Source organism: Roseomonas sp. 18066 (assembly GCF_902706185.1).
Classification (GTDB): domain Bacteria; phylum Pseudomonadota; class Alphaproteobacteria; order Acetobacterales; family Acetobacteraceae; genus Pseudoroseomonas.
This window is the reverse complement of the sequence record NZ_CACSJM010000031.1, coordinates 1-13,414: the sequence shown is the minus strand read 5'-3', so window position 1 is coordinate 13,414 and position 13,414 is coordinate 1. Positions and strand designations below refer to the sequence as shown.

Sequence of the window (13,414 nt, the reverse complement as noted above, 5' to 3'; positions counted from 1 at the left end):
AAGATGGGGGTTCGGGGGAATTCATTCCCCCGACCTTCTCCAGATTACTTACCGACCCACTGCATATCCCTGCATCCCCCGCGGATTGGCCCCCGCGAAGATCTGCCCATCCGCTTCCTGGCGCACGGCGGACAACCGCCCCTCCGACCAGTCGCCGCCCATTTCGGCCTTGTGGCCGCGGGCCTTCAGCTCTTCCAGCACCTTGGGGTCGAAGCGGCCCTCGATCACCGTCTTCCCCGGCCGGGCCACGCGCGGCCAGAAGCTGGACGGCCAGTGTTCCGAGTGGAAGGACGGCGCGTCGATCGCCTGCTGGATGTTCAGCCTATGGTCCAGCATGCGCGACAGCATGATCGGCTGCCACTGGTCCTGCTGCTCGCCGCCGGGGGTGCCGAAGGCCATCCAGGGCTTGCCGTCGCGCAGCGCCATGCCGGGCGACAGCGTGGTGCGCGGGCGCTTGCCGGGCTTCAGCCCGTTGGGCAGGTTCTCGTCCAGCCAGAACATCTGGCTGCGGGTGCCCAGGCAGAAGCCCAGCTCCGGGATCGCCGGCGAGCTCTGCAGCCAGCCGCCCGAGGGCGTCGCCGAGACCATGTTGCCCCATTTGTCGATCACGTCGACATGGCAGGTGTCGGCGCCGGAGACGCCCAGCCGCGACACCGTGGGCTCGCCGGTGCCGGCGGCGCCGGTCAGCATCGGCACGCGGTCCTCGGCCTTGTGGTCGACCCAGCCGGCATGGCCGGGGATGGTGCCGGGGCGGAGCTCCAGGGAGGCCTCGCGGGTGATCAGCTTGCGCCGCTCGGCATTGTAGGCGGCCGAGAGCAAGGTCTCCATCGGCACGCTGGTGAAGTTCGGGTCGCCGTAGAAGGCCTCGCGATCGGCGAAGGACAGCTTCATCGCCTCGATCACGGTATGGACGAACTCGGCGCCCAGCGTGTCCATCGCGCCGATGTCGAAGCCCTGCAACAGCGCCAGCGTCTGCAGCATCGCCGGCCCCTGGCTCCAGGCGCCGCATTTCAGGATCGTCGTGCCGCGATAGTCGAGCGACAGCGGCGCCTCCACCGGGGCCTGCCAGCCGGCCATGTCCTGGCCCGTCAGCACGCCGCGATGCGCCCGGCCGGAGGCGTCCAGCACCTCGGTCTCGCGGCAGAAGCGGTCGATCGCCTCGGCGACGAAGCCCTGGTACCAGGCGCGGCGGGCGGCATCGATCTGCGCCACGCGGCTGAAGCCGGCGGCCTGCGCCTCCCGCAGCACGCGGGAATAGGTCGCGCCCAGCGTCGGGTTACGCCACAGCTTGCCGGCCTTGGGCCCGCCGTCGCGCAGCCACAGCGCCGCCGAGGTCGGCCAGGCCTGCTCGAACAGCGGGCGCACGCTCTCCACCGCGGCCGCGATGCGGGGCACGTAGTGGATGCCGCGATCGGCGTAGAAGATGGCGAATTCCAGCACCTCGCCCAGCGTCCAGGTGCCCCAGTCGCGCAGCATGGTGGCCCAGGCGTCGAAGGCCCCGGGAATCGTCGCCGGCAGCAGCCCGGTGCCGGGGATCAGGTCCAGCCCGAGCTCGCCCTTCACCTTGGCCACGCTCAGTCCGGCCGGCGCCGGGCCCTGGCCGCAGATCACATGCTGCCGCCCGGTCTTGGCGTCATGGATGATGATCGGCACATCGCCCAGCGGGCCGTTCAGATGCGGCTCCGCCACCTGCAGGGTGAAGCCGGCGGCGGCGGCGGCGTCGAAGGCGTTGCCCCCGCGCTCCAGCACCGCCATTGCGACCTGGCTGGCGATCCAATGCGTGCTGCCGACGGCCCCGAAGGTCGCGGCAATCTCAGGGCGTGTCGTGAACATTGCGTTGCTCCGGGCCTGGCTGCTTGCGCCAATGTCTCTGCGCGCCGAAAACGCGGCGGTCAACCGGGAGCGGTGCAGGGTCATGTCGGGTCGGCTGGTGACGGTGGTGGGCGCTTCGGGCGCGGGCAAGGACACGCTGCTGGGCGCCGCGCGCGCCAGCCTGGCGGAGGACCCGCGCTTCCTCTTCGCGCGCCGCGTCATCACCCGCCCTGCCGAGACCCACCTGCATGCCGGCGTCGAGGACCATGTCCCGATGACCGAGGAGGAATTCGCGACCGCCGAGGCCGCGGGCGCCTTCGCCCTCTCCTGGCAGGCGCATGGCCTGCACTACGGCATCCCCCGCGGCATCGAGGACGCGCTGGCCGAGGGGCGAATCGTCGTGGCCAACCTGTCCCGCGGCGTCCTGGCCGAGGCCGACCGCCGCTACCGCCTGCGCGTGCTGCTGGTGACCGCGCCGCCCGAGGTGCTCGCCGCCCGCCTGGCCGGCCGCGGCCGCGAGACCATGGCGGAAATCACCCTGCGCCTGTCCCGCGCGGCGCCGCTGGTGGAAGGGCTGGACCTGGTCGAGGTCGCGAACGACGCCACGCCTGAGATCGGCGCGGAACGGCTGCTGGCCGCGCTGAAGAACGCAGCAGAATAAAAAAGGCCGGGGGAAGGAATTCCCCCGGACCCCCATCTTTTTTCTGTCTGTTCAGCCCAGAGGCAGACGCTCGGCGATCAGGAAAGGCGCGCCGGGGCCGGCCTGCGTGAACAGGCACAACTCCCGCACCACCCGCGGCACCGCCGCAGCAGCACCGACCTCCGCCTCGGCCGCGGGGCGGACGACCGCCATCTCTTCCGCGGACAGGCGACGCGACAGCGTCATATGGAACCGCCAGTCCTCGAAGACATGCGGATAGCCATAATCCATCAACGCCGCCCGCTGCCGCTCCGACAACCGGTCAGGACGGCGCCGCGCGATCTCGGCCTCGGTCGACGGCGCCCGATGCGCATCCAGCTCGCGCACGCAGCGGTCGCAGAAATCCTGCAGGGCAGGGCATTCCTCCACCTCGCGCAGCGCCAGGAACCCGTCGAGATTCGCCACCCGCAACGGCGGCAGCGCGAACGGCACCACGGACGCCGCCAAGGCGACCGCCGCCTCGCGCGCCGCCGCGTAACTGCCGGACAAGCGAAACGGCGGCTTCAGCGTCGCATGGAAGCCATAGCCCCGCGCATCCGCCGTGATCTCGGCGATGTCGAGCCCGGGCAGCGGCGACTGGGGCAGCGGTGCCCCCGTCTCCGCATCCCGCCCCAGCCAGGCCGAGGCCGCCGCATGCAGCGGATCCGACAGTTCCGGGGCGTAGTAGAGCCCGAGCCGCGCGCTCACGCGATGCGCTCGCCCGCGCGCCAGACCGAGCGGACCACCGGAATGCCCTCCAGCGGCCGGATCCGCACCACATCGGCGCGCAGCCCGGCTTCCAGACGGCCACGATCGGCCATGCGCAGCATCCGCGCCGGCTCGTCGGTGATGGTGGCGACCGCCGCGTGGAGAGAAATACCGGTCTCCTCGGCCGCGCGCCACACCGCCTCGATCATGGCCGGCGGCACGTAGTCGCTGGCGAAGACATCGACCAGCCCCGCGCGCACCAGGTCGGCCGCCGCGACATTGCCCGAATGGCTGCCACCGCGGACGATGTTCGGCGCGCCGGCGATGATCTTCATGCCGTGCCGGTGCGCGGCCTCGGCGGCCACCATCGAGACCGGGAATTCCGAGATCAGCACGCCATCGGCGGCATTCTCGGCGATCTCCTCCTCGCGCCAGTCGTCATGGCTGGCCAGCGGCAGGTTGCGATGCGCGATGCGCTGCATCAGCGTCCGGCGCTGGTCGGCGCGCAGCCGCTCGCGCTGGGCGATCAGCTCCTGCATGCGGCGATCGACCTCGGAGACCGACTTGCCGCCGCGCATCCGCATCTGCCGGTAGCGCTCGATATCGACATACTGGCCGACGCCCGGCGTGTGGTCCATCAGGCTGACCATGCGCACGGCCGGGTGGTCGGCCACCACCTCGACCAGCTCCAGCATGTCCATCGCCGGCAGCTCGCAGCGCAGATGCAGGAAATGCTCGCTCTTCAGCAGCCCGGTCGGCGCCAGGGCGTCGAGGTCGCGCACGCCATTGAGAAACGTCTCGGTGCGCTCGGCGTCGAAGCCGAGGTCGCCGAGGCACAGCGCGTCCAGCACCGTGGTGACGCCGGCGGCAGCCGTCTGCGCGTCATGCGACAGGAAGGCCGAGCGCGACGGCCAGCGCGCCTGGGCGCGCGGCTGCACCTGGCGCTCCAGATTGTCGGTATGGACGTCGATGACGCCCGGGATCAGGTGGTCGCCATCGAGGTCGATGGCGCCCGGGGCCTGGCTGCGGCCGGGCTGCAGCTCGGCGATCAGCCCGTCGCGCAGCACCAGCGTGCCCGGCTCGATCCGGTCGGGCAGCACCAGCAGGGCATTGGTCAGGATGGTCTCGGCGGTCATGCGGCGTCCTGGATGGGCAAGACTTCGAAAAGGCGGTCGGCGATGCGGTCGCGCACCTCGGCATCATGGAAGATGCCGATGATGGCGGCGCCGGCCTGCTTGGCTTCGGCGATCAGCTGCACCACCACGTCCCGGTTGGCGGCGTCAAGGCTGGCCGTGGGCTCGTCGAGCAGCAGCACCGGATAGAACGGCGCGAAGCCGCGCGCCAGATTGACCCGCTGCTGCTCGCCGCCGGAGAAGGTGGCGGGCGGCAGCCCGTGCAGCCGCTCCGGCAGGTTGAGCCGCGTCAGCAGGCTGCGCGCGCGCGCCCGGGCCTCTTCCAGCGCGACGCCACGGGCGACCAGCGGCTCGGCCACGATGTCGAGCGCCGGGACGCGCGGGATGACGCGCAGGAACTGCGAGACATAGCCCAGGCTGTCCCGGCGGATCATGCGCACCAGGCGCGGATCGGCGGCCGTCAGCTCGACCTCGGCGCCGTCATGCTGCAGGAAAATCTGGCCCTGGCCGGCGCCGTAATTGCCGTAGAGGCAGCGCATCAGCGTGGACTTGCCGGCGCCCGAGGGCCCGGCCAGCGCCACCGCCTCGCCGCGCCGCACTTCCAGCTCGACATCCCGCAGGACCGGGATGCGCAGCCCTCCCTGAAGGTGGAGAAGAAAATCCTTGCCCAGGCCGACCGTGCGCAGCGCGGTCTCGCGATTGTCGTTCATGCGGCCAGCACCGAGGCGGTCAGGAGTTGCGTGTAGGGATGCTGCGGATCGTCCAGCACCCGGTCGGTCAGCCCCTGCTCGACCACCTGGCCGTGCCGCATCACCACGATGCGATGCGCCAGCAGCCGCGCGGCGGCGATGTCGTGGGTGACCAGCAGCACGGCGATGCCCAGATCGGCCACCAGCGCGCGGATCAGGTCGAGCAGCCGCGCCTGCACCGAGACGTCGAGGCCGCCGGTCGGCTCGTCCATGAAGACCAGCCGCGGGCGGGTGACCAGCGTCCGGGCAATCTGCAGCCGCTGCTGCATGCCGCCGGAGAAGGTGCGCGGCAGGTGGTCGATGCGGGCGGGGTCGATCTCCACCCGCTGCAGCCATTCGGTCGCCTCGGCGCGGATGCCGCCATAGTGGCGGGCGCCGATCGCCATCAGCCGCTCGCCGACATTGCCGCCGGCCGAGACGCCCATGCGCAGCCCGTCGCGGGCATGCTGGTGCACGAAGCCCCAGTCGGTGCGCATCAACCGGCGCAGCGGGGCCTCGCCCATGGCATGCACCGAATGCGCCTCGCCCTCGGGGTCGCGATAGGTGACGGCGCCGCTGTCGGGCCGCATCTGCCCGGCCAGCACCCGCAGCAGGCTGGACTTGCCCGAACCCGATTCGCCGACGATGGCGACGACCTCGCCCGGGTGGATGTCGATGGCGACCTCGTCCAGCGCGCGCACGGCGCCGAAGCGGAGGTTGAGGCCCGAGGCCTCGAGCAGCGGCGCGCTCATGCCGCCTGCTCCCCGCGTTCGGCCTGGTCAGCCTGGCGCGTCTCGCAATAATCGGTGTCGGAGCAGACGAACATCCGCCCGCCGCGATCGTCGGTCACCACCTCGTCCAAATAGGAGGTGCGCGACCCGCAGAGCGCGCAGGGCGCGTCCGCCCGGTGCGGCCGGAAGGGATGGTCCTCGAAATCCAGGCTGCGCACCGCGGTATAGGGGGGCACGGCGTAGATCTTCTTCTCGCGCCCCGCGCCGAAAAGCTGCAGCGCCGGCATGCGGTGCATCTTCGGATTGTCGAAGGCCGGGATCGGCGAGGGCGACATCAGGTAGCGCTCCTGCACCATCACCGGATAGTTGTAGGCGCTGGCGACATGGCCGTGGCGGGCGATGTCCTCGTAGAGCTTCACATGCATCAGCCCGTAATCGGCCAGCGCATGCATCCGCCGCGTCTCGGTCAGCCGCGGCTCCAGGCGGAACAGCGGCTCCGGCATCGGCACCTGGTAGACCAGGATCTGCTGCTCGGTGAGCACCGCCTCGGGGATGCGGTGACGCGTCTGGATGACCGTGGCTTCTGGCGTGCGCGTGGTGGTGGCCACGCCGGCGACGCGGTTGAAGAAGCGGCGGATCGAGACGGCGTTGGTGGTGTCGTCGGCGCCCTGGTCGATCACCTTCAGCACGTCGCGGGGGCCCAGGATCGCCGCCGTCACCTGGATGCCGCCGGTGCCCCAGCCATAGGGCAGGGGCATCTCGCGCGCGCCGAAGGGCACCTGGTGGCCGGGGATGGCCACCGCCTTCAGCAGCGTGCGGCGGATCATCCGCTTGGTGTTCTCGTCGAGATAGGCAAAGTTGTAGCCGGGATCGTGGCTCATTCGGCCAGCTCCTTCTCGGCAGGGCTGCTGGCTTCGGCCACGGCGGTCGCGCGCATGCGGCGGACCACCTCCAGCTCGCTCTGGAAATCGACGTAATGCGGCAGCTTCAGATGCTCGACGAAGCCGGTCGCCTCGACATTGTCGGAATGCAGCAGGACGAATTCCTCGTCCTGGGCCGGGGCGACGCGGTCCTCGCCCAGCTCGCCGGCCATCAGCGCGCGGTCGACCAGCGACATGGCCATGGCCTTGCGCTCGCCGGCGCCCAGCACCAGCCCATAGCCACGGGTGAATTGCGGCGGCTCGGCCTTCGAGCCGTGGAACTGGTTCACCATCTGGCATTCGGTGACCAGGATTTCGCCCAGCTCGATCTCGAAGCCGAGCTCGGGCGGCGTGAAGGCCACGGTCACATGCCCCTGGCGGATCTCGCCGACAAAGGGGTGATTGCCGCCATAGCCGCGCTGGGTGGAGTAGCCGAGGCCCAGAAGAAAGCCTTCGTCGCCACGCGCCAGGTTCTGCAGCCGGGCTGCGCGCGACGCCGGGAAGTCCAGCGGCTGGCGGGTCAGGTCGGGCGGCTCGGCGTCGCTCTCGCTGTCGCGGGCCATCAGGCCTTCGCGGGCCAGCAGCTCGGTCACCCGCGGCGCCTCGGGCTGGGCGACGGCGGCCTGGGGCGCGGGGGGCGGCGTCTCGCCGGCGGCGGCCAGCGAGAAGTCCAGCAGGCGGTGGGTGTAGTCGTAGGTCGGGCCCAGCACCTGGCCGCCGGGCAGATCCTTGTAGGTGGCCGAGACGCGCCTGCGGATGCGCATCGCCGCGGTGTCCAGCGCCGTGGCATGGCCGAAGCGGGGCAGGGTGGTCCGATAGGCGCGCAGCAGGAAAGCGGCCTCGATCAGGTCCCCCTGGGCCTGCTTGATGGCCAGCGCCGCGAGGCCACGGTCGTGGCAGGCGCCCTCGGCCATGACGCGGTCGACGGCCAGGCCCAGCTGCTGCTCGATCTGCTCGACCTCGAGCTCCGGCAGGGCAGGGTTGCCGCGGCGCGTCTCGGCCAGCCAGTCATGGGCGTGGCTGATCGCCTTCTCGCCCCCTTTGACGGCGACATAGGCCATGGCTCAGCCCTCCTCGATCCGGGTGGTGCGCGGCAGGGCCGCGAGGCGGTCGCCGGCGCAGAGAATGACATCGACGCCGCGCGGGTAGTTGCGGGCCAGCTTCGCGCGCTCGGCGACGAACCCGGCGGGCAGCCCGGTCACCGCCAGGCGATGCTCCTTCTCGATGCCGGGGCCGGTCAGGTGCCAGCCGGCGCCTTCCTCCAGGCTCTCGACCTGGATGACCAGCGTGGCGCCATCCTGGGGCGATTCATCCGAGCCCTGCGACAGCGAGGCCAGGGCCGGCGGCGTGCCGGTGGCCAGCAGGAAGGCGGCGTCGGATGCGGCGGCCAGCGGGCAGCCGGCATGGAAGCGGATCCAGCCCTCGGCCTCCGCCCCGGCATCGAGCCAGAGCGTGGTCTCGGCATCGACCAGCGTCAGCAGCACCGCGGCGCTGGCGGGCGCCAGCGGGGCCGGCGCGTCGAGGGCCATGGTCAGGCGCTGCACCCGGCCCGGGCGGCTCATCGCCTCCAGCACGGCGCGGAAGCAGTTCTGGGAGTCGAGCACGGGCTCGACGAAAGCGGGGCGGATCATCGCATGGTCGCCATGGTGAAGAATTGCACGCGCGTCGCCGCCGCCTTGCGCGACTGCGCCGCCGCCGCCTCGGCCTGCTCGGCCGCCAGCGGGTCGATCACCAGGTCGAGCAGCGCCGCGCGCCGCGCCGGGTCCTGCAGCGCGGCATCGACGAGCGCGGCGAGCTCCGCCTGGGCCGCGTCGCGCCCGGTGACATAGGCATGGCCGACCTGGCCATCGGGCAGCGAGACGGCGCAGCGGGTGACGGTGATCTCGGACAGGTTGAAGGGCGCGCCATCGCCGCCGGCGCGGCCGCGCAGCATCATCAGCCCGATTTCCGGGCCGCGCAGCCGGGCATGCGGAGGCAGGGCAGGCAGGTCGGCCAGCCGGGCCTGCAGCGCGGCGCGGCTGGCGCGGGCCAGCACCGCCATCCAGCGGCGGCGGTCATCCTGGGAGGCAGTGTCGGGAGGAGCAGTGTCTGGGGAAGGGGACACGGGGCGCTTTCGTCTTGTTGAGACGTCTAGACAACTAGATATCCGCCCGGCTACCGTCAACGCGAAATTGCCACGATCCATGGATGCCGAGCTTGAACTTTCCATGACGCAGGGTTTCCCGAACGATCCCCGCCGCGATGCCGGCGGCGATATCCCCTTGGCGCGCGGCGACGGCGTCTCGCTGTGGCGGCAGATCGCCCAGGCGCTGGAACGCGGCATCGCCGAGGGCAGCAGCCCGCCCGGCAGCCGGCTGCCGACCGAGGCGGCGCTGGCCGCCCAGCACGGCGTCAACCGCCACACCGTCCGCCGCGCCCTCGATTCGCTGGCGCTGCGCGGGCTGATCCGCATCGAGCAGGGGCGCGGCTCCTTCGTGGCGGAGGATGTGGTGGATTACCGCCTCGGCCCCCGCACACGCTTCTCTGAGGTGATCCGGGCGCAGAACCGCGAGCCGGAGGGCCGCATCCTCTGGGCCCGCGAGATCCCGGCCGAGCCGGCGGTGGCCGAGGCGCTGCGGCTGCGCCCCGGCCGCCCGGTGCTGGCGGTGGAGCGGCTGGGCCTGGCCGATGGCCGCCCCGTCGTCGTCGGCCTGCACCATTTCGTGCTGCCGCGGCTGGCCGGGATGGAGGCGCATCTGCTGGCCACCGGCAGCATCACCGCGGCGCTGGCCGCCTGCGGCGTGCCCGATTACCGCCGGGTCTGGACCCGGCTGACCGCCGCCCTGCCGACGCCGGAGGAGGCCGAAGCGCTGCAGCAGGCGCGCGCCCGCCCCGTCATGGTGGCCGAGGCGCTGAACGCCGACGCCGAGGGCCGGCCCATCGACTACACCCTGTCGCGCTACGCCGCCGGGCGCGTGCAGATCGTCATCGAGGACGGCGCGGGAAGCGATACATGACAGGCTGGACCATCACGGGCGGGCAGGTTCTGCGCGAGGCGCGGATTGCCCCAGGCACCCTGGCGCTGAGCGACGGCGTCGTCGCCGGGGACGCGGCGCCCGCCGCCCGCCACTTCGACGCGGCCGGGCTGCTGGTCATGCCCGGCATCGTCGACATCCATGGCGACGCGCATGAACGGCAGTTCCAGCCGCGGCCGGGCGTGTCGATCCCGGCGCCGCAGGCGCTGCGGGATTCGGCGGCGCAGATCCTGGCCGCCGGCATCACCACCGCCTTCCTGGGCGTGACCCTGTCCTGGGAGCCGGGGCTGCGCTCGCTGGAAGCCTGGAAGACGCTGCTGGCGGAGCTCGAGACGGCGCGGCCGTCGCTCGCCGCCGACCTGCGGGTGCATCTGCGCTTCGAGGTCGACAACCTGGCAGCCCTCGACACGGCGCTGGCCGATATCGCCGCCGGGCGGGTCGACCTGGTGGCCTTCAACGACCACACGCCCAGCATCGCGCGGAAGCTGGTGAAGGAGGCCGCCGCCTCCAAATACGCCGAGCGCGCCGGGGTGGGGGTCGCGGAAATCCGCGCCATGGCCGAGACCGTGCTGGCCGAACGCCATGCCATGCCCGCCGCGCGCGAGCGCCTGGCCGCCGCCGCCCGCGCCCGCGGGTTGTCGATGCTGAGCCATGACGACGCGACGCTGGAGGACCGCGCGCTGCACCGCGCGCTCGGTGCCGCCATCTGCGAATTCCCGATGGCGGAGGAGGTGGGCCGCGACGCCCGCGCCCGCGGCGAGGATGTGGTGATGGGCGCGCCCAACGTGGTGCGCGGCGGCAGCCATCTGGGCTGGGCCAGCGCGGCGCCGCTGGCCGAGCAGGGCATCGTCACCATCCTGGCCTCGGATTACGTCTGGCCCTGCCTGATGCAGGCGGCCTTCATCCTGGAGGGGCGCGGCGTGCTGGACCTGGCCGCGGCTTGGGCGCTGATCAGCGCCAATCCGGCGCGGGCCGCGGGGCTCAAGGATCGTGGCCGGCTGGCGACGGGGCTGCGCGGCGACGTGGTGGTGGTGGACCCGGCGAGCCGCTCGACGGTGGCCGTGTTCTGCGCCGGCGAACTTTCGTGGGTTGCGCCGCAGGCGGCCGCGCGGATCTAGCAAGGGGTGGGGGCAGCGCGCGCTGCCCCGCCACGCTTGCGGCCTGAAAACTAAAAACCCGGCAAGATCAGAGATCTTGCCGGGCTTCAAGTGGCTCCCCGAGTTGGACTCGAACCAACGACCTAGCGATTAACAGTCGCGCGCTCTACCAGCTGAGCTATCAGGGATCAGCGTGTGGCCGGGATATAGTCGGGGCCGATTGGCTCCGCAAGAGGGGTTTTCAATCGTTCCGCAGTGACAATACGAAACACGTTTCCGGCATGGCAAAACGGCGCCCGGACGCATGCCAGGGCGCTGAAACGAATGCGAATTTTGCGAAGGGGAGGGTGGAGGTCGGTGCCGGAATCGAACCGGCGTGGCGGGATTTGCAGTCCCGAGCCTGACCACTCGGCCAACCGACCAACGGGGGCGGCTTTAGCGGCTGAAAAAGACGCTGTCCAGGGGGCAGGGCCCGCCTGTCCCAGCGGAAAGGTGCCGCCGGCTTGGCCGGCCCGGGTGCAGCGCCTATAAACCCGCCAAGGCATGGGAAATGGGTCCGTGCCCGGCAGTCGAGGACGGCAGGCGATGAGTTTCGCTGGAGATTTCGCGGGCGCCCGCAAATGGATGGTGGACGGGCAGCTTCGCCCGAACAAGGTCACCGATCCGCGCATCATCTCGGCCATGCTGGACCTGCCGCGGCACCTGTTCGTCGTGCCGGCGCTGGCCGCCCGCGCCCATGCCGACGAGGATGTGCCGCTGGGCCAGGGCCGCGTGCTGCTGCAGCCGATGATGCTGGCCAAGCTGCTGCAGCTGGCGCAGATCCGCCCCGGCGAGGCCGTGCTGCTGCTGGCCTCGGGCGCCGGCTATGGCGCCGCCGTCGCCGCCCGCATGGGCGCCCGCGTCACCGCGGTGGAGGGCGATGCCGCGCTGGCCGCCACCGGCCGCGCGGCGCTGGCCGGGCTGAGCCTGGCGCCGGGCAGCCTGCAGCTGGTCGAGGCCGCGGCGCCGGCCGGCCATGCCGCCGGCGCGCCCTATGACGTCATCATCATCGAGGGCGCCGTGCCCGAGATCCCGCAGGCCCTGGTCGAGCAGCTGCCGGAGGGCGGCCGGCTGGTCGCGCTGCGCCGCCGCCCGGGCCAGGCCGGCGCCGCGGTGCTGGGCCGCCGCATGGGCGGCGCCTTCAGCGTCACCGAGGCCTTCGACTGCAACACCGCCGTGCTGCCCGAATTCCAGCCGCAGCCGGGCTTCTCCTTCTGATCCCAGGCCGGGTTGCGGCGGCCCGGGCTGCGGCATCAATGTCGCACCCGGGGCGCAACCCGTCTGTGCTGGCCGCAAGGTGGCTGGCCGCTCGGCGCCGGCTTCGCTAGCCTGCCCGGGCAGGCCCGCGCCCGGCGCTTGCCGTGACCGATTCCCGCCTTGGCCTTCCGAGGAGCCCGCCGGTGCCCCAGCCTGCTTCGACCCTGTCTCGTCCCGGGACCCGCGCCAGCTTCCGCCTGCTGCTGCTGGGGGCCGCGGCACTGCTGCCCTCGACCGCCGCCTGGTCGCAGAGCCTGCAGGAAGCCCTCAGCCAGGCCTATGCCAACAACCCGACCCTGCAGACGGCGCGCGCGCAGCTGCGGGTGGTGGACGAGAACGTGCCGCAGGCGCTGTCCGGCTGGCGGCCCTCGGTCGTGGTCGCCGGCAATGCGGGCTATGTGAACGGCAACAGCCGCTCGCGCGGGATCTATGCCGATGCCGACCGGCAGACCGCCGGCGTCAACGCCACGGTGACGCAGCAGCTGTACAATGGCGGCCGCACCGTGGCCTCGACCCAGCGGGCCGAGAACCAGGTGCTGGCGCAGCGCGCCCGGCTGCTCTCGGCCGAGCAGCAGGTGCTGTCCGACACGGTCGCCTCCTATGTCGCGGTGATCCGTGACCAGGAGACGCTGCGGCTCAACGTCAACAACATCCAGGTGCTGCAGCGCCAGCTGGACGCCACCAACGAGCGCTTCCGCGTCGGCGAGATCACCCGCACCGACGTCGCCCAGGCGGAAAGCCGGCTGGCCGGCGCCCGGGCGTCCCGCGCCAGCTCCGAAGGCAATCTGCAGACCAGCCGTGCCACCTTCCGCCGTGTCACCGGCCTGTCGCCGGAGCGGCTGACGGCGCCGCAGCCGCTGACCATGCCGGTGAAGGATGCGCGCGAGGCGGCCGATCTGGCCATGCGCAACAACCCGGCGGTGGTCGCGGCGCTGTTCGATGAATCGGCGGCGCGCGACGCCATCGACGTGCAGATGTCGGCGCTGCTGCCGACGGTCAGCCTGCAGGCCCAGGCCTTCCGCAGCGACAACCCGCAATCGCCGCATACCCGCGGCACCGGGCAGCAGATCACCGCCAACCTCTCGGTCCCGCTGTACCAGGGCGGCGCCGAGCATTCGGCCGTCCGCCAGGCGCGGCAGGATGCGCAGCGCTATCGCCAGGTGGTGGATGACAACCGCCGCCAGGTGATGCAGCAGGCGACCCAGGCCTGGGAGACGCTGCAATCCGCCCGCGCCCAGGTCGACAGCGTCCGCGCGCAGATCCGCGCCGCCGAGATCGCGCTGGACGGCGTGCAGC

General features: G+C 71.9%; 14 protein-coding genes and 2 tRNA genes. 5 read left to right on the top strand and 11 right to left on the bottom strand.

The window, feature by feature from the left end; all coding sequences use genetic code 11:
• Positions 1-48: 48 nt before the first annotated feature.
• Complete coding sequence (locus GVN67_RS08825; protein ID WP_159994901.1) at positions 49-1,833, bottom strand: gamma-glutamyltransferase family protein; 1,785 nt, start codon at positions 1,831-1,833, stop codon at positions 49-51.
• Between the two features lie 82 nt (positions 1,834-1,915).
• On the opposite strand from GVN67_RS08825, the gene phnN reads away from it, so the two are divergent.
• A complete protein-coding gene (phnN, locus tag GVN67_RS08820; RefSeq protein WP_159994899.1) occupies positions 1,916-2,473 on the top strand; it encodes a phosphonate metabolism protein/1,5-bisphosphokinase (PRPP-forming) PhnN in 558 nt (185 codons plus the stop codon).
• 51 nt (positions 2,474-2,524) lie between these two features.
• Here the strand turns inward: phnN and GVN67_RS08815 are convergent, their stop codons facing one another.
• Genes GVN67_RS08815 through phnG form a run of 8 tightly spaced genes read right to left on the bottom strand, consistent with a single transcriptional unit; the run spans position 2,525 to position 8,815 of the window.
• The gene (locus GVN67_RS08815) at positions 2,525-3,199 is read right to left on the bottom strand and encodes a DUF1045 domain-containing protein (protein ID WP_159994897.1); all 675 of its coding nucleotides are present in this window, start codon (positions 3,197-3,199) and stop codon (positions 2,525-2,527) included.
• A complete protein-coding gene (locus GVN67_RS08810; protein WP_159994895.1) occupies positions 3,196-4,335 on the bottom strand; it encodes an alpha-D-ribose 1-methylphosphonate 5-triphosphate diphosphatase in 1,140 nt (379 codons plus the stop codon). The genes GVN67_RS08815 and GVN67_RS08810 overlap by 4 nt, the downstream gene beginning before the upstream one ends.
• Positions 4,332-5,042, bottom strand: coding sequence for a phosphonate C-P lyase system protein PhnL (gene phnL, locus GVN67_RS08805; RefSeq protein ID WP_159994893.1), 711 nt, complete (start codon positions 5,040-5,042; stop codon positions 4,332-4,334). Before phnL ends, GVN67_RS08810 begins: the two co-directional genes overlap by 4 nt.
• Positions 5,039-5,812: a phosphonate C-P lyase system protein PhnK gene (gene phnK, locus GVN67_RS08800; RefSeq protein ID WP_159994891.1), complete on the bottom strand. Its 774-nt coding sequence runs from the start codon at positions 5,810-5,812 to the stop codon at positions 5,039-5,041. The genes phnL and phnK overlap by 4 nt, the downstream gene beginning before the upstream one ends.
• Positions 5,809-6,672, bottom strand: coding sequence for an alpha-D-ribose 1-methylphosphonate 5-phosphate C-P-lyase PhnJ (locus GVN67_RS08795; protein ID WP_159994889.1), 864 nt, complete (start codon positions 6,670-6,672; stop codon positions 5,809-5,811). Before GVN67_RS08795 ends, phnK begins: the two co-directional genes overlap by 4 nt.
• Positions 6,669-7,772 (bottom strand): carbon-phosphorus lyase complex subunit PhnI, encoded by a 1,104-nt coding sequence (locus GVN67_RS08790; RefSeq protein WP_159994887.1) that lies wholly within the window; start codon positions 7,770-7,772, stop codon positions 6,669-6,671. The genes GVN67_RS08795 and GVN67_RS08790 overlap by 4 nt, the downstream gene beginning before the upstream one ends.
• Positions 7,773-7,775: 3 nt before the next feature.
• Positions 7,776-8,342 carry a phosphonate C-P lyase system protein PhnH gene (gene phnH / locus GVN67_RS08785; RefSeq protein ID WP_159994885.1) on the bottom strand — a complete coding sequence of 189 codons (567 nt, stop codon included), beginning with the start codon at positions 8,340-8,342 and terminating at the stop codon, positions 7,776-7,778.
• Positions 8,339-8,815 (bottom strand): phosphonate C-P lyase system protein PhnG, encoded by a 477-nt coding sequence (phnG, locus tag GVN67_RS08780; RefSeq protein ID WP_255430378.1) that lies wholly within the window; start codon positions 8,813-8,815, stop codon positions 8,339-8,341. The genes phnH and phnG overlap by 4 nt, the downstream gene beginning before the upstream one ends.
• Positions 8,816-8,918: 103 nt before the next feature.
• Between phnG and phnF the strand changes: the two genes are divergently transcribed.
• A complete protein-coding gene (gene phnF, locus GVN67_RS08775; RefSeq protein WP_159994883.1) occupies positions 8,919-9,707 on the top strand; it encodes a phosphonate metabolism transcriptional regulator PhnF in 789 nt (262 codons plus the stop codon).
• Positions 9,704-10,843 (top strand): alpha-D-ribose 1-methylphosphonate 5-triphosphate diphosphatase, encoded by a 1,140-nt coding sequence (locus GVN67_RS08770; protein ID WP_159994881.1) that lies wholly within the window; start codon positions 9,704-9,706, stop codon positions 10,841-10,843. Before phnF ends, GVN67_RS08770 begins: the two co-directional genes overlap by 4 nt.
• A 91-nt stretch (positions 10,844-10,934) precedes the next feature.
• Here GVN67_RS08770 and GVN67_RS08765 read toward each other — a convergent pair.
• Positions 10,935-11,010: transfer RNA gene (locus GVN67_RS08765), tRNA-Asn, on the bottom strand.
• A gap of 160 nt (positions 11,011-11,170) precedes the next feature.
• Positions 11,171-11,244 (bottom strand) — tRNA-Cys (locus GVN67_RS08760).
• A gap of 163 nt (positions 11,245-11,407) precedes the next feature.
• Here GVN67_RS08760 and GVN67_RS08755 point away from each other — a divergent pair.
• The gene (locus GVN67_RS08755; protein WP_159994879.1) at positions 11,408-12,079 is read left to right on the top strand and encodes a protein-L-isoaspartate O-methyltransferase; all 672 of its coding nucleotides are present in this window, start codon (positions 11,408-11,410) and stop codon (positions 12,077-12,079) included.
• Between the two features lie 182 nt (positions 12,080-12,261).
• Positions 12,262-13,414, top strand: a 1,153-nt coding sequence (locus tag GVN67_RS08750; RefSeq protein ID WP_235035189.1) for a TolC family outer membrane protein, incomplete at its 3' end; no start/stop codon positions are given.